This is a genomic window from Erwinia sorbitola, assembly GCF_009738185.1.
Classification (GTDB): domain Bacteria; phylum Pseudomonadota; class Gammaproteobacteria; order Enterobacterales; family Enterobacteriaceae; genus Erwinia; species Erwinia sorbitola.
Window position 1 is genome coordinate 401,904 of sequence record NZ_CP046509.1, and the last position, 21,627, is coordinate 423,530.

A 21,627-nucleotide genomic window follows, 5' to 3' on the forward strand; every position below is an offset into this window, starting at 1 on the left:
CAACACGAAATACTCAGGAATATCAGCAAAAGGTCACCTCTGGGTGGCCTTTTGCGTTTCTCGATCGAAGAATGCGCGAGCCAGTGCTGATGCAAGGCGCAATGCTGTGGGAAAGCGCATTTCACGCGGGCATAGCAACACAGCAGCAGCTCTGCACAGCCATTCTGTTAATAGTGAGGGGGTGGGGTTTCTTCTGACTGATCTGCCAGCATTGACGGTGCTGCCTCTCTAAGCTTATCAGTCAACAGGCGCATCTGATCTCGCAGGCGAGCCATCTCCAATTCGTGCTGTACCACGGTCAGATTCAGCTCTTCAATGGTATGCTCCTGAAACGCCAGTTTACTCTCCATTATCTCCAGCCGTTGCTCCAGCAGTGATTGTTGCATTCTGTTTCCTCTTGTTACTACCGGCCCGATAACTGGACTCGCGAATTGTCCAATTCTAGCGGTAAAATGCAGGCAGAAGTAAGAGTTATGGCGTAAATTGGCCGCCAGAGGTTGAAAAGGCACTAAGTGGCCTCCATCCCTGTATTGAAACTTTCGGATAATCACGCGGTCGGAAGTTAACTTCTAGTTTTTATGGCGAGATTGTTTTGTGATCGCGCCCCCGGTTATATTACAGACCGCAGGTCTGCATACGATTTCCGAGGTGAGATGCTTCGGTTTTGGAGAAATGGATGAAATCACTGTTTAAAGTCACAATGTTAGCTACCACGATGGCCGTCGCGCTGAGTGCACCTCTGGCCATGGCTGCTGATGCAGTTCCGGTTAAGCCAACTGCACCGCAGCAGGCACCGAAAAATGCCGCGTTCAAGAATGATGACCAGCAGTCTGCTTATGCGCTGGGCGCTTCTTTGGGTCGCTACATGGAGAATTCCCTGAAGGAGCAGGAAAAACTGGGTATCACACTGGATAAAGACCAGCTTATCGCAGGTGTTCAGGATGCGTTTGCAAGTAAGAGCAAGCTCACTGACCAGGAAATTGAACAAACACTGCAATCTTTCGAAGGTCGTGTGAAAGGTGCAGCTCAGGCGAAGATGGAAAAAGACGCGAAAGAGAACACCGCTAAAGGTGAAGCTTATGCGACTAAATTCGCTAAAGAAAAAGGCGTGAAGAAAACTGAATCTGGCCTGCTCTACCAGGTAGAGAAAGCAGGTACAGGTGATTCACCAAAAGACAGCGACACCGTTGTTGTTAACTACAAAGGTACGCTGATTGACGGTAAGGAGTTCGATAACTCTTACACCCGTGGTGAGCCACTGTCATTCCGTCTGGATGGTGTTATCCCAGGCTGGACTGAAGGTCTGAAGCACGTGAAGAAAGGTGGCAAGATCAAGCTGGTGATCCCACCGAATCTGGCTTACGGCAAAAATGGTGTTCCGGGTATCCCGGCTAACTCCACCCTGGTCTTCGATGTTGAGCTGCTTGACATCAAACCAGCGGCAAAAGCTGATGAAAACGCAGAGCAGGCCGCTCCGGCCGCCGCTGATGCGAAAGCTAAGAAATAGTCTGACAATCGCCACCTTCGGGTGGCGTTTTTTTTCGCCTTCGCCACTGTATCTGCACCTTCTTTGCGCCAGGTTGTATTAAACGACAAAGGGCAGGACACGCCTTTCCCATATTTGCTAGACTAACCCCCGCGCATTTAAATAAGAAATGAGTCTGCCGGTCGCCTTGTGACAGGCTCTTGTCGATGGGTGGTGTCGTTCATGTCTAATTCTCTTTTCTCCGGTGATACTGCGGATTCGGAGCTGCTTGAGCAGCGACCTTTTACGCCCGGTGATTTCGAAATATTAAAATCCTACGAGGCTGTAGTTGATGGCCTTGCGATGCTGATCGGCTCGCACTGCGAGATCGTGCTGCACTCGCTCGAAGACCTGAAATGCTCTGCGGTGCGCATTGCTAACGGTGAACATACCGGGCGGAAAATCGGTTCACCAATTACCGATCTTGCCCTGCGTATGTTGCATGATATGACCGGGGCTGACAGCAACGTCTCCAAAGCCTACTTTACCCGGGCGAAAAGTGGTGTACTGATGAAATCGGTGACCATTGCTATCCGCAATCGTGAACAGCGCGTGGTTGGCCTGCTGTGCATCAATATGAACCTTGATGTGCCTTTCTCGCAGATTATGGCAACGTTTATGCCGCCAGAAACGCAGGAAGTCGCTTCCTCGGTTAACTTTGCCTCTTCGGTTGAAGACCTGGTAATGCAGACGCTTGAGTTCACTATTGAAGAAGTCAGCGCCGATCGTAACGTTTCAAACAATGCCAAGAATCGTCAGATTGTTCTCAATATGTATGAGAAAGGTATTTTTGATATCAAAGACGCCATTAATCAGGTTGCGGATCGTCTCAATATTTCCAAACACACCGTGTATCTCTACATCCGCCAGTTTAAAAACGGTGATTTCCACGGACAGGATAAGTAATGCGTTTCTGCCTGATGGTCACCGGCCCGGCATACGGCACACAGCAGGCGAGTAGTGCCTGGCTGTTTGCTAATGCGCTGTTGGAGCAGGGGCACGTGCTGGATAGCGTGTTCTTCTATCGGGAAGGGGTGCTGAATGCCAGCCTGCTTAATGCGCCTGCCAGTGATGAATTTGATCTCACCCGCAGCTGGCAAAGTTTGCAGCAAAAACAAGGTGTGACGCTGAATATCTGCGTGGCTGCCGCTTTGCGTCGTGGCATTACCGATCGGCAGGAAGCTGAGAGTCTGGGACTACCGGTAGCTAATCTGGCTGATGGTTTTCAGCTATCAGGCTTAGGGGCGCTGGCTGAAGCTGCGTTAACCTGCGACCGGCTGGTACAGTTCTGATGGCCCGCATAGCATTTATTTTTACCCAGGGACCGCATGGCTCCAGCGCTGGCCGCGAAGGGCTGGATGCGGTTCTGGCTACGTCTGCACTCAGCGACGAAATTGCGCTGTTCTTTGTCAGTGATGGTGTGCTGCAACTAACAAAAGATCAGCAGCCGCAGCAGATCCTGGCGCGTAATTACATTGCGACCTTTGGCGTGTTGCCGTTGTATGATGTTGAGCGCTGCTATCTCTGTGCCGCAGCGCTGGCAGAACGCGGCATTGACCTGACTGCTCCAAGGGTTCTGGCGGCTGAAGTACTGGCACCGGAGGCCCTGCGTGCGCTGTTGAATCATTACGACCGGGTGATGACCTTCTGAGGAACCCATGCTGCATACTCTGATGACCTCACCTTTTCGCATTGACCTGTCTGCTATGCTGCGCTTGCTGGCAGAGGGCGATGACGTTTTACTGCTTCAGGACGGAGTTATCGCCGCAATTGATGGAAGTTCAGCACTTGAAGCGCTGCTGAATGCCCCCATCTCGGTGTATGTGCTTAAGGAAGATCTTGAAGCCCGAGGGCTGGTTGCTCAAATTTCGTCCAGCGTGACAACGGTAAGCTATACTGGTTTTGTTACGCTGGCGGTCAAACATCCGCAACAAATGACCTGGTAAGTACGGTAATCCTGGTTATTTCTTGACTCTTTTTCAGACCAGCCCTAAAATTCTGCGGCCTCGTGATTCCGCGAGGCGGTTTATTACGTGTTTACGAAGCAAAAGCTAAATCCCAGGAGCTATTTAATGGCAACAGTTAACCAGCTGGTTCGCAAACCACGCGTACGCAAAGTTGCAAAGAGCAACGTGCCTGCGCTGGAAGCCTGCCCGCAGAAACGTGGTGTATGTACTCGTGTATATACCACTACCCCTAAAAAACCGAACTCCGCACTGCGTAAAGTATGTCGTGTTCGCTTGACCAACGGTTTTGAAGTTTCTTCTTACATCGGTGGTGAAGGCCATAACCTGCAGGAACACTCCGTGATCCTGATCCGTGGCGGTCGTGTAAAAGACTTGCCAGGTGTGCGTTACCACACCGTTCGTGGCGCGCTGGACTGCTCAGGTGTTAAAGACCGTAAGCAGGCTCGCTCCAAATACGGCGTGAAGAAGCCAAAGGCTTAATGGTTCTCCGTTAAGTAAGGCCAAACGTTTTATCTTAAATGTCATAATAAACTCGTAGAGTTTTGGACAATCCTGAATTAACAACGGAGTATTTCCATGCCACGTCGTCGCGTCATTGGTCAGCGTAAAATCCTGCCGGATCCTAAGTTCGGATCAGAGCTGCTGGCTAAATTTGTAAATATCCTGATGGTAGATGGTAAAAAATCTACTGCTGAAGCTATCGTTTATAACGCGCTGGAAACCCTGGCACAGCGTTCTGGTAAAAACGAGCTGGAAGCTTTCGAAGTAGCCCTGGACAACGTCCGCCCAACCGTGGAAGTTAAATCCCGTCGCGTTGGTGGTTCTACTTATCAGGTACCAGTTGAAGTCCGTCCGGTTCGTCGTAATGCTCTGGCAATGCGTTGGATCGTTGAAGCTGCTCGTAAACGCGGTGATAAATCTATGGCTCTGCGCCTGGCGAACGAACTTTCTGATGCTGCAGAAAACAAAGGTACTGCAGTGAAGAAACGTGAAGACGTTCACCGTATGGCCGAAGCCAACAAGGCGTTCGCTCACTACCGCTGGTAACAGCCTCGTAGTTGTTATTAACCCAGCGGGCGTCTCAGTGACTCACCTGCTGGGCTTTTTTAACTTAGAACGTCTAAGAAACAGAGGAATCAAATGGCTCGTAAAACACCCATTGAGCGCTACCGTAACATTGGCATCAGCGCACACATCGACGCCGGTAAAACGACCACTACCGAACGTGTTCTGTTCTACACCGGTGTAAACCACAAGATCGGTGAAGTACATGACGGCGCAGCCACCATGGACTGGATGGAGCAGGAACAGGAACGTGGTATTACCATCACTTCCGCTGCTACCACCTGTTTCTGGTCTGGTATGGCTAAACAGTTTGAGCCACACCATGTAAACATCATCGACACCCCGGGACACGTTGACTTCACCATCGAAGTTGAGCGTTCTATGCGTGTGCTTGATGGCGCAGTAATGGTTTACTGTGCGGTTGGTGGCGTTCAGCCACAGTCTGAAACCGTATGGCGCCAGGCTAACAAATATAAAGTTCCACGCATCGCGTTCGTTAACAAAATGGACCGCATGGGTGCTAACTTCCTGAAAGTTGTTGAGCAGATGAAAGCGCGTCTGGGTGCAAACCCGGTGCCATTGCAGCTGGCCATCGGCGCAGAAGAGAAATTCACTGGTGTTGTTGACCTGGTGAAAATGAAAGCTATCAACTGGAACGACGCCGATCAGGGCGTTACCTTCGTTTACGAAGATATCCCAGCTGATATGCAGGAACTGGCCGAAGAATGGCACGCGAAACTTGTTGAAGCCGCAGCTGAAGGTTCTGACGAGCTGATGGAGAAATTCTTTGGTGGCGAAGAGCTGACTGAAGAAGAGATCAAAGATTCTCTGCGTAAGCGCGTTCTGAAAAATGAAATCATTCTGGTCACCTGTGGTTCTGCATTTAAGAACAAAGGTGTTCAGGCGATGCTGGATGCGGTTGTTGAATATCTGCCAGCTCCGACTGACGTTACCGCTATTAACGGTATGTTAGACGATGGTAAAGATACGCCGGCTGTTCGTCACTCAGACGACAAAGAGCCGTTTGCTGCTCTGGCGTTCAAAATCGCTACCGACCCATTCGTGGGTAACCTGACCTTCTTCCGCGTCTACTCTGGCGTTGTGAACTCAGGTGATACCGTGTTTAACCCGGTTAAATCTGCTCGTGAGCGTCTGGGCCGTATCGTACAGATGCACGCCAACAAGCGTGAAGAGATCAAAGAAGTTCGTGCAGGCGACATCGCTGCTGCTATCGGTCTGAAAGACGTGACTACTGGTGACACCCTGTGTGACCCGGACAACGTTATCATTCTGGAGCGCATGGAGTTCCCAGAGCCGGTAATCTCTATCGCTGTTGAACCAAAAACCAAAGCTGACCAGGAAAAAATGGGTCTGGCTCTGGGTCGTCTGGCAAAAGAAGACCCATCATTCCGCGTATGGACTGATGAAGAAACTAACCAGACTATCATCGCTGGTATGGGTGAGCTTCACCTGGACATCATCGTTGACCGCATGAAGCGTGAATTCAACGTTGAAGCGAACGTCGGTAAACCTCAGGTTGCTTACCGTGAAGCGATTCGCGCGAAAGTTACCGATATCGAAGGTAAACACGCCAAGCAGTCTGGTGGTCGTGGTCAGTACGGTCATGTCATCATCGACATGTACCCACTGGAGCCGGGCGTTAACCCTAAAGGTTACGAGTTCATCAATGACATCAAAGGCGGCGTGATTCCTGGTGAATACATTCCTGCGGTTGATAAAGGTATCCAGGAGCAGCTGAAGTCAGGCCCTCTGGCAGGTTACCCTGTTGTTGATCTGGGTGTTCGTCTGCACTTTGGTTCATACCATGATGTTGACTCCTCAGAGCTGGCGTTTAAATTGGCAGCTTCTATTGCGTTCAAAGACGGCTTTAAGAAAGCGAAGCCAGTACTGCTTGAACCAATCATGAAGGTTGAAGTTGAATCTCCAGAAGAGAACACCGGTGATGTTATCGGTGACTTGAGCAGACGTCGTGGCCAGCTGAAAGGTCAGGAATCAAACGCTACTGGCGTTCAGATTCACGCTGAAGTTCCGCTGTCTGAAATGTTTGGATACGCGACCCAGTTGCGTTCTCTGACTAAAGGCCGTGCTTCGTACTCCATGGAGTTCCTGAAGTATGATGATGCGCCGAACAACGTCGCTCAGGCCGTAATTGAAGCTCGTAGCAAATAAGCTACAGTTTAAATATTGATCATATGCTCTCACCAAAGGGTGAGAGCATTAAAGTAAGGAATATCGTCGTGGCTAAAGAGAAATTTGAACGTTCCAAACCGCACGTCAACGTAGGTACTATCGGCCACGTTGACCACGGTAAAACTACCCTGACTGCTGCTATCACCACCGTTCTGGCTAAAACCTACGGCGGTTCTGCTCGTGCATTCGACCAGATCGATAACGCACCAGAAGAAAAAGCACGTGGTATCACCATCAACACTTCCCACGTTGAATATGACACCCCAACTCGCCACTATGCGCACGTTGACTGCCCAGGCCACGCCGACTATGTGAAAAACATGATCACCGGTGCTGCCCAGATGGACGGCGCGATCCTGGTTGTTGCTGCAACTGACGGCCCAATGCCTCAGACCCGTGAGCACATCCTGCTGGGTCGCCAGGTTGGCGTTCCGTTCATGATCGTATTCATGAACAAATGCGACATGGTTGATGACGAAGAGCTGCTGGAACTGGTTGAAATGGAAGTGCGTGAGCTGCTGTCTGCTTACGATTTCCCTGGCGACGACATCCCGGTTGTTCGTGGTTCTGCACTGAAAGCGCTGCAGGGCGACGCTGAGTGGGAAGCTAAAATCATCGAACTGGCTGGTCACCTGGATAACTACATCCCAGAACCAGAGCGTGCGATTGATAAGCCATTCCTGCTGCCAATCGAAGACGTATTCTCTATCTCCGGTCGTGGTACCGTTGTTACCGGTCGTGTAGAGCGCGGTATCATCAAAGTTGGTGAAGAAGTTGAAATCGTTGGTATCAAAGATACCGTGAAATCTACTTGTACCGGCGTTGAAATGTTCCGTAAGCTGCTGGACGAAGGCCGTGCGGGTGAGAACTGTGGTATCCTGCTGCGCGGTGTTAAGCGTGAAGATATCCAGCGTGGTCAGGTTCTGGCTAAGCCAGGCTCAATCAAGCCACACACCAAGTTCGAATCTGAAGTGTACATCCTGTCCAAGGATGAAGGCGGCCGTCATACTCCGTTCTTCAAAGGCTACCGTCCACAGTTCTACTTCCGTACAACTGACGTGACCGGTACCATCGAACTGCCAGAAGGCGTTGAGATGGTAATGCCAGGCGACAACATTCAGATGGTTGTTACCCTGATCCACCCAATCGCAATGGACGATGGTCTGCGTTTCGCAATTCGCGAAGGCGGCCGTACCGTTGGTGCAGGTGTTGTTGCTAAAGTTATCTCTTAATTGTAGATACTTGTCTGGCGGGGTTCGCTCTGCCAGAGCAATGAAAAGAGAGCGCTTCGGCGCTCTTTTTTTATCTCTTTTTCACAGGGTTTGATAGTAATACAGCCAATTCCTACAGTTGTTTGACCATCAAATAACAGAATAGCGCCCACAATCGCGCATTCCTTTCTGACAAAACTCACATGATGGTTGCTTTACCTCCATATGTACGTATAATACGCGGGCCTGCCAATATGGTCTGGCGCGATTCAATATGAGTCGCAGACAAGTACGAAAGTGCCTGTCAACAATACTCGCGATATGCGGGTTATGTGCTCAACGATTACACTCCTCCATCAATCGTAATGGATGTGAGTAGTAATTCTTTTCGTTTATAAATAATTGGAGCTCTGGTCTCATGCAGAACCAAAGAATCCGTATCCGTCTTAAAGCGTTTGATCATCGTCTGATCGATCAATCAACTGCGGAAATCGTAGAGACTGCCAAGCGCACTGGTGCGCAGGTACGTGGTCCTATCCCGCTGCCGACCCGCAAAGAGCGCTTTACCGTTCTGATCTCTCCGCACGTCAACAAAGACGCGCGCGATCAGTATGAAATTCGCACTCACAAGCGTCTGGTTGACATCGTTGAGCCAACTGAAAAAACGGTTGATGCTCTGATGCGTCTGGATCTGGCTGCAGGTGTTGACGTGCAGATCAGCCTGGGTTAATCAGGTCATTGAGCGATTGAGAGGTTGAAACAATGATTGGTTTAGTCGGTAAAAAAGTGGGTATGACCCGTATCTTCACAGAAGACGGCGTTTCTATCCCAGTAACCGTGATCGAAATTGAAGCAAACCGCGTTACTCAGGTCAAAGGCCTGGAAAACGACGGTTACACTGCTATCCAGGTAACTACCGGTGCTAAAAAAGCAAACCGTGTAACTAAGCCTGAAGCAGGTCATTTTGCTAAAGCTGGCGTTGAAGCTGGCCGTGGTCTGTGGGAATTCCGCACTGTTGAAGGCGCAGAGTTCACTGTAGGTCAGAGCATTAATGTTGACATTTTCGCTGACGTGAAAAAAGTTGACGTGACTGGAACATCTAAAGGTAAAGGTTTTGCCGGTACTGTAAAGCGCTGGAACTTCCGTACTCAGGATGCTACTCACGGTAACTCCTTGTCACACCGCGTACCGGGTTCTATCGGTCAGAACCAGACTCCGGGCAAAGTGTTCAAAGGCAAGAAAATGGCAGGCCAGATGGGCAACGAGCGTGTAACAGTTCAGAGTCTGGACGTTGTACGTGTTGACGCTGAGCGCAACCTGCTGCTGGTTAAAGGTGCAGTACCCGGTGCTACCGGTTGCGACCTTATCGTTAAACCAGCTGTGAAGGCGTAAGGGGATAGCAATGGAATTAGTATTGAAAGACGCGCAAAGCGCGCTGACTGTTTCCGAAACTACCTTCGGTCGTGATTTCAACGAAGCGCTGGTACACCAGGTTGTTGTTGCTTATGCAGCAGGTGCTCGTCAGGGTACTCGTGCTCAGAAGACTCGTGCTGAAGTAACTGGTTCCGGCAAAAAGCCATGGCGCCAGAAAGGTACCGGCCGTGCGCGTGCAGGTTCTGTAAAGAGCCCAATCTGGCGTTCAGGTGGTGTGACCTTTGCTGCAAAGCCACAGGACCACAGTCAAAAAGTTAACAAAAAGATGTACCGCGGCGCGCTGAAAAGCATCCTGTCCGAACTGGTACGTCAAGATCGTCTGATCGTTGTCGAGCAGTTCTCTCTGGAAGCTCCTAAAACGAAGCTGCTGGTAGAAAAACTGAAAGACATGGCTCTGGAAGACGTGCTGATCATCACTGGCGAACTGGAAGAGAATCTGTTCCTGGCCGCACGTAACCTGCATAAGGTTGACGTACGTGATGCAGCTGGTATTGATCCAGTAAGCCTGATCGCCTTCGACAAAGTCGTTATGACTGCTGACGCAGTTAAGCAAGTTGAGGAGATGCTGGCATGATCCGTGAAGAACGTCTGCTGAAAGTACTGCGCGCGCCGCACGTATCTGAAAAAGCATCTGCTGCGATGGAAAAAACTAATACCATCGTTCTCAAAGTTGCGAAAGACGCGACCAAAGCAGAAATCAAAGCCGCTGTACAGAAACTTTTCGAAGTAGAAGTTGAAGTCGTGAACACTTTGCTGGTTAAAGGCAAAACTAAGCGTTCTGGACAGCGTATTGGTCGTCGTAGCGACTGGAAAAAAGCTTACGTCACCCTGAAAGAAGGCCAGAATCTGGACTTCGCAGGCGGCGCTGAGTAAGTCGGAGGAGAAGAACAATGGCAATTGTTAAATGTAAACCGACATCTCCGGGTCGTCGCCATGTAGTTAAAGTGGTAAACGCGGAGCTGCACAAGGGCAAACCATTCGCCCCGCTGGTTGAGAAAAACAGCAAATCCGGTGGCCGTAACAACAATGGTCGCATCACTACCCGTCATATCGGTGGTGGTCATAAGCAGGCTTACCGTATTGTTGACTTCAAACGCAACAAAGATGGTATCCCAGCGACCGTTGAACGTCTTGAGTACGATCCGAACCGCTCTGCGAACATCGCACTGGTTCTGTACAAAGATGGCGAACGCCGTTATATCCTGGCCCCTAAAGGCCTTAAAGCTGGCGACCAGATTCAGTCTGGCGTTGATGCTGCGATTAAAGCAGGTAACACTCTGCCTATGCGTAACATCCCAGTTGGTTCTACCGTGCATAACGTAGAAATGAAACCAGGTAAAGGCGGTCAGATTGCTCGCTCTGCTGGTACTTACGTGCAGATCGTTGCTCGTGAAGGTTCTTACGTTACCCTGCGTCTGCGTTCTGGTGAAATGCGTAAAGTCGAAATTGACTGCCGCGCGACCCTGGGCGAAGTCGGTAATGCCGAGCACATGCTCCGCGTTCTGGGTAAAGCCGGTGCAGCCCGTTGGCGTGGTATTCGTCCTACCGTTCGCGGTACTGCGATGAACCCAGTTGATCACCCGCACGGTGGTGGTGAAGGTCGTAACTTTGGTAAGCACCCGGTAACTCCGTGGGGCGTTCAGACCAAAGGTAAGAAGACCCGTAGCAACAAGCGTACCGATAAGTTTATCGTACGTCGCCGTAGCAAATAATTTTAGAGGATAAGCCATGCCACGTTCTCTCAAGAAAGGTCCTTTTATTGACCTGCACTTGCTGAAGAAGGTAGAGAAAGCTTTGGAAAGCGGAGACAAGAAGCCACTGCGCACCTGGTCCCGTCGTTCAACGATCTTCCCTAACATGATCGGTTTGACCATCGCTGTCCATAATGGTCGTCAGCACGTTCCTGTCTTTGTTTCCGACGAAATGGTCGGTCACAAACTGGGTGAATTTGCACCGACCCGTACTTATCGCGGCCACGCGGCTGATAAAAAAGCCAAGAAACGCTAAGGCAGGAGGAAGAGATGGAAACTATCGCTAAACATCGCCACGCTCGTTCTTCTGCACAGAAGGTTCGCCTGGTAGCGGATCTTGTACGCGGTAAGAAAGTGTCGCAGGCTCTGGACATTTTGACCTACACCAATAAGAAAGCGGCTGTACTGGTCAAGAAAGTTCTGGAATCTGCCATTGCTAACGCCGAACACAACGATGGCGCTGACATTGATGATCTGAAAGTCACGAAGATCTTCGTTGACGAAGGCCCAAGCATGAAGCGCATTATGCCGCGTGCAAAAGGTCGTGCAGATCGCATCCTGAAGCGCACCAGCCACATTACTGTGGTTGTGTCCGATCGCTGAGACTCTGGAGACTAGCAATGGGTCAGAAAGTACATCCTAATGGTATTCGCCTGGGTATTGTTAAACCCTGGAACTCTACCTGGTTCGCAAATACCAAAGAATTCGCTGACAACCTGGACAGCGACTTTAAAGTGCGTCAGTTCCTGACTAAAGAACTGGCTAAAGCATCCGTTTCTCGTATCGTTATCGAGCGTCCGGCTAAGAGCATCCGTGTGACTATTCACACCGCTCGCCCAGGCATCGTTATCGGTAAGAAAGGCGAAGATGTAGAAAAACTGCGCAAGGTCGTAGCGGATATCGCTGGCGTTCCTGCACAGATCAATATCGCCGAAGTCCGTAAACCGGAACTGGACGCTAAATTGGTTGCTGACAGCATCACTTCACAGCTGGAGCGTCGTGTGATGTTCCGTCGTGCTATGAAGCGTGCTGTACAGAACGCAATGCGTCTGGGCGCTAAAGGGATCAAAGTTGAAGTTAGTGGCCGTCTTGGCGGTGCAGAAATCGCGCGTACCGAATGGTACCGTGAAGGCCGCGTGCCACTGCACACTCTGCGTGCAGACATTGACTACAACACCTCTGAAGCCCACACCACTTATGGTGTAATCGGCGTTAAGGTATGGATCTTCAAAGGTGAGATCCTGGGTGGTATGGCTGCTGTTGAACAACCGGAACCGGCTGCTCAACCTAAAAAGCAGCAGCGTAAAGGCCGTAAGTAAGGAGAGTCGCTGATGTTACAACCAAAGCGTACAAAATTCCGTAAAGTGCACAAAGGCCGCAACCGTGGTCTGGCGCAGGGTACGGATGTTAGCTTCGGTACTTTCGGTCTGAAAGCTGTTGGCCGTGGTCGTCTGACCGCTCGTCAGATCGAAGCAGCACGTCGTGCAATGACCCGTGCAGTTAAGCGTCAAGGTAAAATTTGGATCCGTGTATTCCCGGACAAACCAATTACCGAGAAGCCACTGGAAGTGCGTATGGGTAAAGGTAAAGGTAACGTGGAGTATTGGGTTGCCTTGATCCAGCCGGGTAAAGTCCTGTATGAAATGGACGGTGTCCCGGAAGAGCTGGCCCGTGAAGCCTTCAAGCTGGCAGCAGCAAAACTGCCTATCAAAACCACCTTTGTAACTAAGACGGTGATGTAATGAAAGCTACTGAGCTGCGTGAAAAAAGCGTTGAAGAGCTCAACACTGAGCTGCTTAACCTGTTGCGTGAGCAGTTTAACCTGCGCATGCAAGCTGCATCCGGCCAACTTCAACAGACTCATGTGTTGAAGAATGTTCGTCGTGATGTTGCGCGCGTTAAGACTTTACTGACTGAGAAGGCAGGTGCGTAATGACCGATAAAATCCGTACTCTGCAAGGTCGTGTGACAAGTGACAAAATGGAGAAATCCATTGTTGTTGCTATCGAACGCGTAGTGAAGCACCCGATCTACGGGAAATTCATTAAGCGTACGACCAAGCTGCACGTACACGACGAGAACAACGAAAGTGGTATCGGCGACGTGGTTGAAGTCCGCGAATGCCGTCCACTGTCTAAGAGTAAATCTTGGACGCTGGTTCGCGTTGTAGAGAAAGCGATTCTGTAATAGAATCTGCCTCTCTAAAAAATAAGATAAACGGCTCGTCAGGGCCGTTTATTTTTTCTACCCATATGCGAGAAGCAGTGTTATAATGCTGCGCCCTCAATTGTGGGGCTTTTAAACGACCTGAATCAGGTCCCGAAGTAGTAGTTGACATTAGCGGAGCACTAAAATGATCCAAGAACAGACTATGCTGAACGTCGCCGACAACTCCGGTGCACGTCGCGTAATGTGTATCAAGGTTCTGGGTGGCTCGCACCGTCGCTACGCAGGCGTAGGCGACATCATCAAAATTACCATCAAGGAAGCAATTCCTCGCGGTAAGGTTAAGAAGGGTGATGTGCTGAAAGCGGTAGTGGTGCGCACCAGGAAGGGTGTTCGTCGCCCGGACGGTTCTGTCATTCGCTTCGATGGTAATGCATGCGTTATTTTAAATAATAACAGTGAGCAGCCTATCGGAACGCGTATTTTTGGGCCGGTAACTCGTGAACTTCGTACTGAAAAGTTCATGAAAATTATCTCTCTGGCACCAGAAGTACTCTAAGGAGCGAAAAATGGCAGCTAAAATCCGTCGCGATGACGAAGTTATCGTGCTGACCGGCAAAGATAAAGGTAAGCGCGGTAAAGTAAAAAATGTTCTGTCTTCAGGCAAACTGATTGTTGAAGGTATCAACCTGGTGAAGAAACATCAGAAGCCGGTTCCGGCTCTGAACCAACCAGGTGGCATCGTTGAAAAAGAAGCTGCAATTCAAGTTTCTAACGTTGCTCTCTTCAACTCGGCAACCGGCAAGGCTGACCGTGTAGGCTTTAGATTCGAAGACGGCAAAAAAGTCCGTTTCTTCAAATCGAATAGCGAAACTATCAAGTAATTTGGAGTAGTACGATGGCGAAACTGCATGATTACTACAAAGACGAAGTAGTTAAACAACTCATGACTGAGTTTAACTACAATTCTGTCATGCAAGTCCCTCGGGTCGAGAAGATCACCCTGAACATGGGTGTTGGTGAAGCGATCGCTGACAAAAAGCTGCTGGATAATGCAGCAGCCGATTTGGCAGCAATCTCCGGTCAAAAGCCGTTTATCACCAAAGCACGCAAATCAGTTGCAGGCTTCAAAATCCGTCAGGGCTATCCGATCGGCTGTAAAGTAACTCTGCGTGGCGAACGCATGTGGGAGTTCTTTGAGCGTCTGATTTCTATTGCTGTTCCACGTATCCGTGACTTCCGTGGCTTGTCCGCTAAGTCATTCGATGGCCGTGGTAACTACAGCATGGGCGTTCGTGAGCAGATCATCTTCCCAGAAATCGACTATGACAAAGTCGACCGCGTTCGTGGTTTGGATATCACCATTACCACTACTGCGAAATCTGATGATGAAGGCCGCGCACTTTTGGCTGCTTTTAACTTCCCGTTCCGCAAGTAAGGCAGGGTTACTGATGGCTAAGCAATCGATGAAAGCACGCGAAGTCGTTCGCGTGAAACTGGCTGACAAGTACCGCGCTAAACGCGAGGAACTGAAAGCTATCATTTCTAGTGTGAACTCATCCGACGAAGATCGTTGGAATGCTGTTCTGAAGCTGCAAACTCTGCCGCGTGATTCCAGCCCGTCTCGTCAGCGCAAGCGCTGCCGCCAAACTGGACGTCCACATGGTTATGTGGGCAAATTCGGTCTGAGCCGTATCAAGTTGCGTGAAGCCGCCATGCGCGGTGAAGTACCTGGCTTGAAAAAGGCTAGCTGGTAATTACCAATTGAATCACGGGAGTAAAGACAGATGAGCATGCAAGATCCGATCGCGGATATGCTGACCCGTATCCGTAACGGTCAAGCCGCGAACAAAGTTGCGGTCACCATGCCTTCCTCCAAGCTGAAATTGGCTATTGCCAACGTGCTGAAGGAAGAAGGCTATATTGAAGAATTTAAAATCGAAGGCGACACCAAGCCTGAACTGGAACTGACTTTAAAGTATTTCCAGGGCAAGGCAGTGGTAGAGAGCATTCAGCGTGTAAGCCGTCCTGGTCTGCGTATCTACAAACGCAAAGACGAACTGCCAAAAGTTATGGCTGGACTGGGTATCGCTGTTATTTCTACCTCTAAAGGTGTTATGACCGATCGTGCAGCTCGCCAGGCAGGTCTTGGCGGCGAAATTATCTGCTACGTAGCTTAATCGGAGGAATAAATGTCTCGTGTTGCTAAAGCACCAGTCGCGATTCCTGCCGGCGTAGAGGTAAAACTCGACGGTCAGGTAATTTCGATTAAAGGTAAAAACGGCGAGCTGACTCGTACGCTCAACAAAGCCGTAGAAGTTAAGCATGCTGACAACGCCCTGACTTTCGCTCCGCGCGAAGGTTTTGTGGATGGTTGGGCGCAGGCTGGTACTTCACGCGCTCTGCTGAACGGTATGGTTATCGGTGTTACCGAAGGCTTCACTAAGAAGCTGCAGCTGGTTGGTGTAGGTTATCGTGCAGCCGTTAAAGGCAACTCTGTGAGCTTAGCCCTGGGCTTCTCTCACCCTGTTGACCATGCGCTGCCGGCGGGTATCACTGCTGAATGTCCAACTCAGACTGAAATCGTGCTGAAAGGCGCTGATAAACAGCTGATTGGTCAGGTTGCAGCCGATATACGCGCCTACCGTCGTCCTGAGCCTTATAAAGGCAAGGGTGTTCGTTACGCCGACGAAGTCGTGCGTACCAAAGAGGCTAAGAAGAAGTAAGGTAACACTATGGATAAGAAATCTGCTCGTATCCGTCGTGCGACCCGCGCACGTCGCAAGCTCAAAGAGCTGGGTGCTACTCGCCTGGTGGTACATCGTACCCCGCGTCATATTTACGCACAGGTAATCGCACCTAACGGTTCTGAAGTCCTGGTCGCTGCTTCTACTGTAGAAAAAGCTATCAGTGAGCAATTGAAGTACACTGGAAACAAAGACGCTGCTGCTGCTGTAGGTAAAGCAGTTGCTGAACGCGCAATCGAAAAAGGCATCACTGGTGTTTCTTTCGACCGTTCTGGTTTCCAATATCATGGTCGAGTCCAGGCACTGGCAGATGCTGCCCGTGAAGCTGGCCTACAGTTCTAAGGTAGAGGTGTAAGATGGCACACATCGAAAAACAAGCTGGCGAACTGCAGGAAAAGCTGATCGCGGTAAATCGTGTATCTAAAACCGTTAAAGGTGGTCGTATTTTCTCCTTCACAGCTCTGACTGTTGTTGGTGATGGTAATGGCCGCATTGGTTTTGGTTACGGTAAAGCGCGTGAAGTTCCAGCAGCGATCCAGAAAGCGATGGAAAAAGCTCGTCGCAATATGATCAGCGTCGCGCTGAACAACGGTACTCTGCAGCACCCTGTTAAAGGTGTGCACACTGGGTCACGTGTGTTCATGCAGCCAGCTCACGAAGGTACCGGTATTATTGCCGGTGGTGCAATGCGTGCCGTTCTGGAAGTGGCTGGGGTTCATAACGTTCTGGCTAAAGCCTATGGTTCCACTAACCCAATCAACGTGGTTCGTGCAACTCTGGATGGTCTGACCAACATGAATTCCCCAGAAATGGTCGCTGCCAAGCGTGGCAAATCTGTTGAAGACATTCTGGGGTAATGACCATGGCTAAGACTATTAAAATTACTCAAACCCGTAGTTCGATCGGTCGTTTGCCAAAACACAAGGCAACACTGCTTGGCCTGGGTCTGCGTCGTATTAACCACACCGTAGAGCGTGAAGACACGCCAGCTGTACGCGGTATGGTTAACGCGATTTCATACATGGTTAAAGTGGAGGAGTAAGAGATGCGTTTAAATACTCTGTCTCCGGCCGACGGCTCCAAGCACGCTCCTAAACGTCTGGGTCGTGGTATTGGTTCTGGTCTCGGCAAAACCGGCGGTCGCGGTCACAAAGGTCAGAACTCACGTTCTGGCGGTGGCGTACGTCGTGGTTTTGAAGGCGGCCAGATGCCTCTGTACCGTCGTCTGCCGAAATTCGGTTTCACCTCTCGCAAAGCAATGGTCACCGCAGAAGTTCGTCTGTCTGACCTGGCGAAAGTTGAAGGCGGTATCGTCGACCTGAACACGCTGAAAGCGGCAAACATTATCGGTATTCAGATGGAGTTCGCGAAAGTGATCCTGTCTGGCGAAGTTTCTGCACCGGTAACGATTCGCGGTCTGCGTGTAACTAAAGGCGCTCGTGCTGCAATCGAAGCTGCTGGCGGTAAAATTGAGGAATAAGTAGCAGATGGCTAAGCAACCGGGATTAGATTTTCAAAGTGCCAAGGGTGGTTTTGGCGAACTAAAACGCAGACTTCTGTTTGTTATTGGTGCGCTAATTGTCTTCCGCATTGGTTCTTTTATTCCGATCCCTGGTATCGATGCCACTGTACTTGCCAAACTGCTTGAGCAACAGCGCGGCACCATCATTGAGATGTTTAACATGTTCTCTGGTGGTGCTCTGAGCCGTGCTTCTATCTTTGCTCTGGGTATTATGCCGTATATTTCGGCATCTATTATTATCCAGCTGCTGACGGTGGTTCATCCAGCGTTAGCTGAAATCAAGAAAGAAGGGGAGGCTGGCCGTCGTAAGATTAGCCAGTACACCCGTTACGGTACTCTGGTATTAGGTATATTCCAGGCGGTCGGTATTGCTACCGGCTTGCCGAATATGCCAGGAATGCAGGGCTTGGTGTTAAACCCAGGTTTTGCTTTCTACTTTACCGCTGTTGTTAGTCTGGTCACCGGAACAATGTTCCTGATGTGGCTGGGCGAGCAGATAACTGAACGAGGCATCGGTAACGGTATCTCAATCATTATCTTCGCTGGTATTGTTGCGGGTCTGCCGCCGGCCATTGGCCATACCATCGAGCAAGCGCGGCAAGGCGACCTGCACTTCCTCCTGTTGCTGTTGGTTGCAGTTTTAGTATTTGCAGTGACCTTCTTCGTTGTTTTCGTTGAGCGTGGTCAACGCCGCATTGTGGTGAACTATGCGAAACGTCAGCAAGGCCGTCGTGTCTATGCTGCGCAGAGCACACATTTACCGTTGAAAGTTAATATGGCTGGTGTAATACCTGCTATCTTTGCTTCCAGCATTATCTTGTTCCCGGCAACCATCGCGTCATGGTTCGGGGGCGGAACTGGCTGGAACTGGCTGACGACTATTTCGATGTCATTACAGCCCGGTCAACCGCTTTATGTGCTACTCTATGCGACTGCAATCATCTTCTTCTGTTTCTTCTACACAGCGTTGGTTTTCAACCCTCGTGAAACAGCAGATAACCTGAAGAAGTCTGGTGCATTTGTACCAGGTATTCGTCCGGGAGAACAGACGGCGAAGTATATCGATAAAGTAATGACACGCCTGACATTAATCGGTGCGTTGTATATTACCTTTATCTGCCTGATCCCGGAGTTCATGCGTGATGCGATGAAAGTTCCATTCTACTTCGGCGGTACTTCACTGCTGATCGTAGTCGTTGTCATCATGGACTTTATGGCTCAAGTGCAAACTCTGATGATGTCAAGTCAGTATGAGTCTGCATTGAAGAAAGCAAACCTGAAAGGCTACGGCCGTTAATTCAGGCGCTTGAGAAGTTACGGAGAGTAAAAATGAAAGTTCGTGCTTCCGTCAAGAAATTATGTCGTAACTGCAAAATCGTTCGTCGCGACGGTGTCGTCCGTGTGATTTGCAGTGCCGAGCCTAAGCATAAACAGCGCCAAGGCTGATTTAATCGCATATTTTTCTTGCAAAGTCGGGTTGAGCTGGCTAGATTAGCCAGCCAATCTTTTGTATGTCTGTGCGTTTCCATTTGAGTATCCTGAAAACGGGCTTTTCGGTATGGGACGCATAAGTAATTAAATAGGAGTGCATAGTGGCCCGTATAGCAGGCATTAACATTCCTGATCATAAACATACCGTTATCGCATTAACTGCAATCTTCGGTATCGGTAAAACCCGCTCACAGGCTATCTGTGCGTCAACGGGTATTGCTGAGAATGTTAAGATCAGTGAGCTGTCTGAAGAACAAATCGATATTCTGCGTGATGCAGTAGCTAAATTTGTTGTTGAAGGCGATCTGCGTCGTGAAGTCACCCTGAGCATCAAGCGTCTTATGGACCTTGGCTGCTATCGTGGTTTGCGTCATCGTCGTGGTCTTCCAGTACGCGGTCAGCGTACCAAGACTAACGCACGTACCCGTAAGGGTCCGCGTAAACCGATCAAGAAATAATCGGGGTGATTGAATAATGGCAAAGGCACCAGTTCGTGCACGCAAGCGTGTAAGAAAGCAAGTCTCTGATGGCGTGGCTCATGTCCATGCATCTTTCAACAACACCATCGTAACAATTACCGATCGTCAGGGTAATGCGTTGGGTTGGGCAACAGCCGGTGGTTCCGGTTTCCGTGGTTCTCGTAAGTCTACGCCATTCGCTGCGCAGGTTGCTGCAGAGCGTTGCGCAGAGGCCGTTAAAGATTACGGTATTAAGAACTTGGAAGTTATGGTTAAGGGTCCTGGTCCAGGCCGCGAGTCAACAATTCGTGCCCTGAACGCTGCTGGTTTCCGCATCACTAATATTACTGATGTGACTCCGATCCCTCACAACGGTTGTCGTCCGCCGAAAAAACGTCGCGTATAACGCCCCGTTTTTTAGGAATGTTGGAGAAAGAAAATGGCAAGATATTTGGGTCCTAAGCTCAAGCTGAGCCGTCGTGAAGGTACAGACCTGTTCCTCAAGTCTGGCGTTCGCGCGATTGATACCAAGTGTAAGATTGAACAAGCTCCTGGTCAGCACGGTGCGCGCAAGCCACGTCTGTCTGACTATGGTGTGCAGTTACGTGAAAAGCAAAAAGTTCGTCGTACCTACGGCGTGCTGGAGCGTCAGTTCCGTAACTATTATAAAGAAGCAGCTCGTCTGAAAGGCAACACCGGTGAAAACCTGTTAGCTCTGCTGGAAGGTCGTCTGGATAACGTAGTTTACCGTATGGGCTTTGGCGCCACTCGTGCAGAAGCACGTCAGCTGGTTAGCCACAAATCAATTATGGTAAACGGTCGCGTTGTTAGCATCGCTTCTTATCAGGTAACTCCGAATGACGTTGTTAGCATCCGTGAGAAAGCCAAAAAGCAGTCTCGCGTGAAAGCCGCTCTGGAGCTGGCTGAACAGCGTGAAAAGCCAACCTGGCTGGAAGTTGATGCAACTAAGATGGAAGGTATTTTCAAGCGTATGCCTGAACGTACTGATCTGTCTGCGGACATTAACGAACACCTGATCGTCGAGCTTTACTCCAAGTAAGGCTTAGTACCAAAGAGAGGACACAATGCAGGGTTCTGTGACAGAGTTTCTAAAACCGCGCCTGGTAGATATCGAGCAAGTGAGTTCGACGCACGCCAAGGTGACCCTTGAGCCTTTAGAGCGTGGCTTTGGCCATACTCTTGGTAACGCACTGCGCCGTATTCTGCTTTCATCAATGCCGGGTTGCGCGGTGACCGAGGTTGAAATTGATGGTGTACTGCATGAGTACAGCACCAAAGAGGGCGTACAGGAAGATATCCTGGAAATCCTGCTCAACCTAAAAGGTTTGGCGGTAAGAGTTCAGGGCAAAGATGAAGTTATTCTTACTCTGAATAAATCTGGCATTGGCCCTGTGACTGCAGCCGATATCACCCATGATGGGGATGTCGAAATCGTCAAGCCGCAGCACGTGATCTGTCACCTGACCGATGAAAACGCCGCTATTAGCATGCGTATCAAAGTTCAGCGTGGTCGTGGTTATGTGCCGGCTTCTGCCCGAATTCATTCGGAAGAAGATGAGCGCCCAATTGGTCGTCTGTTGGTCGATGCCTGCTACAGCCCTGTAGAGCGAATTGCCTACAATGTTGAAGCAGCGCGTGTAGAACAGCGTACCGATTTGGACAAGCTGGTCATCGAAATGGAAACCAACGGCACTATTGATCCTGAAGAAGCGATCCGCCGTGCGGCTACCATCCTGGCTGAACAACTGGAAGCTTTCGTCGACTTACGTGATGTACGTCAGCCGGAAGTGAAAGAAGAGAAACCAGAATTCGATCCGATCTTGCTGCGCCCTGTTGACGATCTGGAATTGACTGTCCGCTCTGCTAACTGCCTTAAGGCAGAAGCTATCCACTACATCGGTGATCTGGTACAGCGTACCGAGGTTGAGCTGCTTAAAACGCCTAACCTTGGTAAAAAATCTCTTACTGAGATTAAAGATGTGCTGGCTTCTCGTGGTCTGTCTCTGGGCATGCGCCTGGAAAACTGGCCGCCAGCTAGCATCGCTGATGAATAACCCG

37 protein-coding genes are annotated in these 21,627 nt (G+C 50.0%); 36 read left to right on the plus strand and 1 reads right to left on the minus strand.

Features of this window, described 5'->3' with window-relative positions; all coding sequences use genetic code 11:
• Window positions 1-167: 167 nt before the first annotated feature.
• Window positions 168-386 (minus strand): SlyX family protein, encoded by a 219-nt coding sequence (locus GN242_RS01720; RefSeq protein ID WP_154754415.1) that lies wholly within the window; start codon window positions 384-386, stop codon window positions 168-170.
• Between the two features lie 290 nt (window positions 387-676).
• On the opposite strand from GN242_RS01720, the gene fkpA reads away from it, so the two are divergent.
• From fkpA to GN242_RS01900, 36 genes are all read left to right on the plus strand, one after another.
• Complete coding sequence (fkpA, locus tag GN242_RS01725; RefSeq protein ID WP_154754416.1) at window positions 677-1,507, plus strand: FKBP-type peptidyl-prolyl cis-trans isomerase; 831 nt, start codon at window positions 677-679, stop codon at window positions 1,505-1,507.
• Window positions 1,508-1,708: 201 nt separating this feature from the next.
• Window positions 1,709-2,431 (plus strand): helix-turn-helix transcriptional regulator, encoded by a 723-nt coding sequence (locus GN242_RS01730; RefSeq protein WP_154754417.1) that lies wholly within the window; start codon window positions 1,709-1,711, stop codon window positions 2,429-2,431.
• Window positions 2,431-2,817, plus strand: coding sequence for a sulfurtransferase complex subunit TusD (tusD, locus tag GN242_RS01735; protein ID WP_154754418.1), 387 nt, complete (start codon window positions 2,431-2,433; stop codon window positions 2,815-2,817). The genes GN242_RS01730 and tusD overlap by 1 nt, the downstream gene beginning before the upstream one ends.
• A complete protein-coding gene (tusC, locus tag GN242_RS01740; protein WP_154754419.1) occupies window positions 2,817-3,176 on the plus strand; it encodes a sulfurtransferase complex subunit TusC in 360 nt (119 codons plus the stop codon). The genes tusD and tusC overlap by 1 nt, the downstream gene beginning before the upstream one ends.
• 7 nt (window positions 3,177-3,183) lie before the next feature.
• Window positions 3,184-3,471 (plus strand): sulfurtransferase complex subunit TusB, encoded by a 288-nt coding sequence (gene tusB, locus GN242_RS01745; RefSeq protein ID WP_154754420.1) that lies wholly within the window; start codon window positions 3,184-3,186, stop codon window positions 3,469-3,471.
• A 126-nt stretch (window positions 3,472-3,597) separates the two neighbouring features.
• Window positions 3,598-3,972, plus strand: a complete 375-nt coding sequence (gene rpsL, locus GN242_RS01750) for a 30S ribosomal protein S12 (RefSeq protein ID WP_154754421.1) — start codon at window positions 3,598-3,600, stop codon at window positions 3,970-3,972.
• Between the two features lie 96 nt (window positions 3,973-4,068).
• Entirely contained in the window at window positions 4,069-4,539 is a 471-nt protein-coding gene (gene rpsG / locus GN242_RS01755; RefSeq protein WP_105594005.1) for a 30S ribosomal protein S7, read from the plus strand.
• Window positions 4,540-4,632: 93 nt separating this feature from the next.
• A complete protein-coding gene (gene fusA / locus GN242_RS01760; RefSeq protein WP_154754422.1) occupies window positions 4,633-6,747 on the plus strand; it encodes an elongation factor G in 2,115 nt (704 codons plus the stop codon).
• A 68-nt stretch (window positions 6,748-6,815) separates the two neighbouring features.
• Complete coding sequence (gene tuf, locus GN242_RS01765; RefSeq protein ID WP_156286830.1) at window positions 6,816-8,000, plus strand: elongation factor Tu; 1,185 nt, start codon at window positions 6,816-6,818, stop codon at window positions 7,998-8,000.
• A gap of 397 nt (window positions 8,001-8,397) precedes the next feature.
• Entirely contained in the window at window positions 8,398-8,709 is a 312-nt protein-coding gene (gene rpsJ, locus GN242_RS01770; protein ID WP_001181005.1) for a 30S ribosomal protein S10, read from the plus strand.
• Window positions 8,710-8,741: 32 nt separating this feature from the next.
• Window positions 8,742-9,371, plus strand: a complete 630-nt coding sequence (gene rplC, locus GN242_RS01775) for a 50S ribosomal protein L3 (RefSeq protein ID WP_048917638.1) — start codon at window positions 8,742-8,744, stop codon at window positions 9,369-9,371.
• A 10-nt stretch (window positions 9,372-9,381) separates the two neighbouring features.
• Entirely contained in the window at window positions 9,382-9,987 is a 606-nt protein-coding gene (gene rplD / locus GN242_RS01780; protein ID WP_154754424.1) for a 50S ribosomal protein L4, read from the plus strand.
• Entirely contained in the window at window positions 9,984-10,286 is a 303-nt protein-coding gene (rplW, locus tag GN242_RS01785; RefSeq protein WP_062749336.1) for a 50S ribosomal protein L23, read from the plus strand. The genes rplD and rplW overlap by 4 nt, the downstream gene beginning before the upstream one ends.
• 17 nt (window positions 10,287-10,303) lie before the next feature.
• On the plus strand, window positions 10,304-11,125 hold the full coding sequence (gene rplB / locus GN242_RS01790) for a 50S ribosomal protein L2 (protein WP_154754425.1): 822 nt from the start codon (window positions 10,304-10,306) through the stop codon (window positions 11,123-11,125).
• Between the two features lie 16 nt (window positions 11,126-11,141).
• On the plus strand, window positions 11,142-11,420 hold the full coding sequence (gene rpsS / locus GN242_RS01795; protein ID WP_004160590.1) for a 30S ribosomal protein S19: 279 nt from the start codon (window positions 11,142-11,144) through the stop codon (window positions 11,418-11,420).
• Between the two features lie 14 nt (window positions 11,421-11,434).
• The gene (rplV, locus tag GN242_RS01800; protein WP_000447532.1) at window positions 11,435-11,767 is read left to right on the plus strand and encodes a 50S ribosomal protein L22; all 333 of its coding nucleotides are present in this window, start codon (window positions 11,435-11,437) and stop codon (window positions 11,765-11,767) included.
• A gap of 17 nt (window positions 11,768-11,784) precedes the next feature.
• Window positions 11,785-12,483, plus strand: coding sequence for a 30S ribosomal protein S3 (gene rpsC / locus GN242_RS01805; RefSeq protein WP_002919766.1), 699 nt, complete (start codon window positions 11,785-11,787; stop codon window positions 12,481-12,483).
• 12 nt (window positions 12,484-12,495) lie between these two features.
• On the plus strand, window positions 12,496-12,906 hold the full coding sequence (gene rplP / locus GN242_RS01810; protein WP_002438716.1) for a 50S ribosomal protein L16: 411 nt from the start codon (window positions 12,496-12,498) through the stop codon (window positions 12,904-12,906).
• Window positions 12,906-13,097 (plus strand): 50S ribosomal protein L29, encoded by a 192-nt coding sequence (gene rpmC, locus GN242_RS01815; protein ID WP_048917635.1) that lies wholly within the window; start codon window positions 12,906-12,908, stop codon window positions 13,095-13,097. Before rplP ends, rpmC begins: the two co-directional genes overlap by 1 nt.
• Window positions 13,097-13,351: a 30S ribosomal protein S17 gene (rpsQ, locus tag GN242_RS01820; protein WP_154754426.1), complete on the plus strand. Its 255-nt coding sequence runs from the start codon at window positions 13,097-13,099 to the stop codon at window positions 13,349-13,351. The genes rpmC and rpsQ overlap by 1 nt, the downstream gene beginning before the upstream one ends.
• 166 nt (window positions 13,352-13,517) lie before the next feature.
• Entirely contained in the window at window positions 13,518-13,889 is a 372-nt protein-coding gene (gene rplN / locus GN242_RS01825) for a 50S ribosomal protein L14 (RefSeq protein WP_004160583.1), read from the plus strand.
• A 10-nt stretch (window positions 13,890-13,899) separates the two neighbouring features.
• A complete protein-coding gene (rplX, locus tag GN242_RS01830) occupies window positions 13,900-14,214 on the plus strand; it encodes a 50S ribosomal protein L24 (protein WP_105595767.1) in 315 nt (104 codons plus the stop codon).
• A 14-nt stretch (window positions 14,215-14,228) separates the two neighbouring features.
• On the plus strand, window positions 14,229-14,768 hold the full coding sequence (rplE, locus tag GN242_RS01835) for a 50S ribosomal protein L5 (RefSeq protein WP_154754427.1): 540 nt from the start codon (window positions 14,229-14,231) through the stop codon (window positions 14,766-14,768).
• 13 nt (window positions 14,769-14,781) lie between these two features.
• Window positions 14,782-15,087, plus strand: a complete 306-nt coding sequence (rpsN, locus tag GN242_RS01840) for a 30S ribosomal protein S14 (protein ID WP_004160578.1) — start codon at window positions 14,782-14,784, stop codon at window positions 15,085-15,087.
• 30 nt (window positions 15,088-15,117) lie between these two features.
• Window positions 15,118-15,510, plus strand: coding sequence for a 30S ribosomal protein S8 (gene rpsH / locus GN242_RS01845; RefSeq protein WP_133847023.1), 393 nt, complete (start codon window positions 15,118-15,120; stop codon window positions 15,508-15,510).
• 12 nt (window positions 15,511-15,522) lie between these two features.
• Window positions 15,523-16,056, plus strand: coding sequence for a 50S ribosomal protein L6 (gene rplF / locus GN242_RS01850; RefSeq protein WP_154754428.1), 534 nt, complete (start codon window positions 15,523-15,525; stop codon window positions 16,054-16,056).
• A gap of 9 nt (window positions 16,057-16,065) precedes the next feature.
• The gene (rplR, locus tag GN242_RS01855; RefSeq protein ID WP_004160572.1) at window positions 16,066-16,419 is read left to right on the plus strand and encodes a 50S ribosomal protein L18; all 354 of its coding nucleotides are present in this window, start codon (window positions 16,066-16,068) and stop codon (window positions 16,417-16,419) included.
• A 14-nt stretch (window positions 16,420-16,433) separates the two neighbouring features.
• Window positions 16,434-16,934 (plus strand): 30S ribosomal protein S5, encoded by a 501-nt coding sequence (gene rpsE, locus GN242_RS01860; RefSeq protein ID WP_154754429.1) that lies wholly within the window; start codon window positions 16,434-16,436, stop codon window positions 16,932-16,934.
• Between the two features lie 5 nt (window positions 16,935-16,939).
• Window positions 16,940-17,119, plus strand: coding sequence for a 50S ribosomal protein L30 (rpmD, locus tag GN242_RS01865; RefSeq protein ID WP_004160569.1), 180 nt, complete (start codon window positions 16,940-16,942; stop codon window positions 17,117-17,119).
• 3 nt (window positions 17,120-17,122) lie between these two features.
• Window positions 17,123-17,557: a 50S ribosomal protein L15 gene (gene rplO / locus GN242_RS01870; protein ID WP_012442835.1), complete on the plus strand. Its 435-nt coding sequence runs from the start codon at window positions 17,123-17,125 to the stop codon at window positions 17,555-17,557.
• A gap of 7 nt (window positions 17,558-17,564) precedes the next feature.
• Window positions 17,565-18,896 (plus strand): preprotein translocase subunit SecY, encoded by a 1,332-nt coding sequence (gene secY / locus GN242_RS01875; RefSeq protein ID WP_004160567.1) that lies wholly within the window; start codon window positions 17,565-17,567, stop codon window positions 18,894-18,896.
• A gap of 32 nt (window positions 18,897-18,928) precedes the next feature.
• Entirely contained in the window at window positions 18,929-19,045 is a 117-nt protein-coding gene (gene rpmJ, locus GN242_RS01880; protein ID WP_020322760.1) for a 50S ribosomal protein L36, read from the plus strand.
• Between the two features lie 146 nt (window positions 19,046-19,191).
• Window positions 19,192-19,548 carry a 30S ribosomal protein S13 gene (rpsM, locus tag GN242_RS01885; protein WP_048917626.1) on the plus strand — a complete coding sequence of 119 codons (357 nt, stop codon included), beginning with the start codon at window positions 19,192-19,194 and terminating at the stop codon, window positions 19,546-19,548.
• A gap of 16 nt (window positions 19,549-19,564) precedes the next feature.
• Complete coding sequence (rpsK, locus tag GN242_RS01890) at window positions 19,565-19,954, plus strand: 30S ribosomal protein S11 (RefSeq protein WP_004160563.1); 390 nt, start codon at window positions 19,565-19,567, stop codon at window positions 19,952-19,954.
• Window positions 19,955-19,987: 33 nt separating this feature from the next.
• A complete protein-coding gene (gene rpsD / locus GN242_RS01895; RefSeq protein WP_154754430.1) occupies window positions 19,988-20,608 on the plus strand; it encodes a 30S ribosomal protein S4 in 621 nt (206 codons plus the stop codon).
• Between the two features lie 25 nt (window positions 20,609-20,633).
• Entirely contained in the window at window positions 20,634-21,623 is a 990-nt protein-coding gene (locus GN242_RS01900) for a DNA-directed RNA polymerase subunit alpha (RefSeq protein WP_002919219.1), read from the plus strand.
• Window positions 21,624-21,627: the final 4 nt, after the last annotated feature.

Excerpts from the sequence above, each read along its gene's own strand:
- rpmJ (WP_020322760.1), top strand. The coding sequence starts at position 18,929 with ATGAAAGTTCGTGCTTCCGTCAAGAAATTATGTCGTAACTGCAAAATC.
- rplP (WP_002438716.1), top strand. The coding sequence starts at position 12,496 with ATGTTACAACCAAAGCGTACAAAATTCCGTAAAGTGCACAAAGGCCGC.
- rplN (WP_004160583.1), top strand. The coding sequence starts at position 13,518 with ATGATCCAAGAACAGACTATGCTGAACGTCGCCGACAACTCCGGTGCA.
- GN242_RS01720 (WP_154754415.1), bottom strand. The coding sequence starts at position 386 with ATGCAACAATCACTGCTGGAGCAACGGCTGGAGATAATGGAGAGTAAA.
- rplF (WP_154754428.1), top strand. The coding sequence starts at position 15,523 with ATGTCTCGTGTTGCTAAAGCACCAGTCGCGATTCCTGCCGGCGTAGAG.
- rpsD (WP_154754430.1), top strand. The coding sequence starts at position 19,988 with ATGGCAAGATATTTGGGTCCTAAGCTCAAGCTGAGCCGTCGTGAAGGT.
- tusB (WP_154754420.1), top strand. The coding sequence starts at position 3,184 with ATGCTGCATACTCTGATGACCTCACCTTTTCGCATTGACCTGTCTGCT.
- rplB (WP_154754425.1), top strand. The coding sequence starts at position 10,304 with ATGGCAATTGTTAAATGTAAACCGACATCTCCGGGTCGTCGCCATGTA.
- rpsS (WP_004160590.1), top strand. The coding sequence starts at position 11,142 with ATGCCACGTTCTCTCAAGAAAGGTCCTTTTATTGACCTGCACTTGCTG.
- rplD (WP_154754424.1), top strand. The coding sequence starts at position 9,382 with ATGGAATTAGTATTGAAAGACGCGCAAAGCGCGCTGACTGTTTCCGAA.
- tusC (WP_154754419.1), top strand. The coding sequence starts at position 2,817 with ATGGCCCGCATAGCATTTATTTTTACCCAGGGACCGCATGGCTCCAGC.
- rpsE (WP_154754429.1), top strand. The coding sequence starts at position 16,434 with ATGGCACACATCGAAAAACAAGCTGGCGAACTGCAGGAAAAGCTGATC.
- tusD (WP_154754418.1), top strand. The coding sequence starts at position 2,431 with ATGCGTTTCTGCCTGATGGTCACCGGCCCGGCATACGGCACACAGCAG.
- rpsQ (WP_154754426.1), top strand. The coding sequence starts at position 13,097 with ATGACCGATAAAATCCGTACTCTGCAAGGTCGTGTGACAAGTGACAAA.
- rpmD (WP_004160569.1), top strand. The coding sequence starts at position 16,940 with ATGGCTAAGACTATTAAAATTACTCAAACCCGTAGTTCGATCGGTCGT.
- rpsJ (WP_001181005.1), top strand. The coding sequence starts at position 8,398 with ATGCAGAACCAAAGAATCCGTATCCGTCTTAAAGCGTTTGATCATCGT.
- rpsC (WP_002919766.1), top strand. The coding sequence starts at position 11,785 with ATGGGTCAGAAAGTACATCCTAATGGTATTCGCCTGGGTATTGTTAAA.
- rplR (WP_004160572.1), top strand. The coding sequence starts at position 16,066 with ATGGATAAGAAATCTGCTCGTATCCGTCGTGCGACCCGCGCACGTCGC.
- GN242_RS01730 (WP_154754417.1), top strand. The coding sequence starts at position 1,709 with ATGTCTAATTCTCTTTTCTCCGGTGATACTGCGGATTCGGAGCTGCTT.
- rpsK (WP_004160563.1), top strand. The coding sequence starts at position 19,565 with ATGGCAAAGGCACCAGTTCGTGCACGCAAGCGTGTAAGAAAGCAAGTC.
- fusA (WP_154754422.1), top strand. The coding sequence starts at position 4,633 with ATGGCTCGTAAAACACCCATTGAGCGCTACCGTAACATTGGCATCAGC.
- rplX (WP_105595767.1), top strand. The coding sequence starts at position 13,900 with ATGGCAGCTAAAATCCGTCGCGATGACGAAGTTATCGTGCTGACCGGC.
- fkpA (WP_154754416.1), top strand. The coding sequence starts at position 677 with ATGAAATCACTGTTTAAAGTCACAATGTTAGCTACCACGATGGCCGTC.
- rplE (WP_154754427.1), top strand. The coding sequence starts at position 14,229 with ATGGCGAAACTGCATGATTACTACAAAGACGAAGTAGTTAAACAACTC.
- rpsG (WP_105594005.1), top strand. The coding sequence starts at position 4,069 with ATGCCACGTCGTCGCGTCATTGGTCAGCGTAAAATCCTGCCGGATCCT.
- rpmC (WP_048917635.1), top strand. The coding sequence starts at position 12,906 with ATGAAAGCTACTGAGCTGCGTGAAAAAAGCGTTGAAGAGCTCAACACT.
- rpsN (WP_004160578.1), top strand. The coding sequence starts at position 14,782 with ATGGCTAAGCAATCGATGAAAGCACGCGAAGTCGTTCGCGTGAAACTG.
- rpsH (WP_133847023.1), top strand. The coding sequence starts at position 15,118 with ATGAGCATGCAAGATCCGATCGCGGATATGCTGACCCGTATCCGTAAC.
- rplO (WP_012442835.1), top strand. The coding sequence starts at position 17,123 with ATGCGTTTAAATACTCTGTCTCCGGCCGACGGCTCCAAGCACGCTCCT.
- secY (WP_004160567.1), top strand. The coding sequence starts at position 17,565 with ATGGCTAAGCAACCGGGATTAGATTTTCAAAGTGCCAAGGGTGGTTTT.
- rpsL (WP_154754421.1), top strand. The coding sequence starts at position 3,598 with ATGGCAACAGTTAACCAGCTGGTTCGCAAACCACGCGTACGCAAAGTT.
- GN242_RS01900 (WP_002919219.1), top strand. The coding sequence starts at position 20,634 with ATGCAGGGTTCTGTGACAGAGTTTCTAAAACCGCGCCTGGTAGATATC.
- rplC (WP_048917638.1), top strand. The coding sequence starts at position 8,742 with ATGATTGGTTTAGTCGGTAAAAAAGTGGGTATGACCCGTATCTTCACA.
- rplW (WP_062749336.1), top strand. The coding sequence starts at position 9,984 with ATGATCCGTGAAGAACGTCTGCTGAAAGTACTGCGCGCGCCGCACGTA.
- rplV (WP_000447532.1), top strand. The coding sequence starts at position 11,435 with ATGGAAACTATCGCTAAACATCGCCACGCTCGTTCTTCTGCACAGAAG.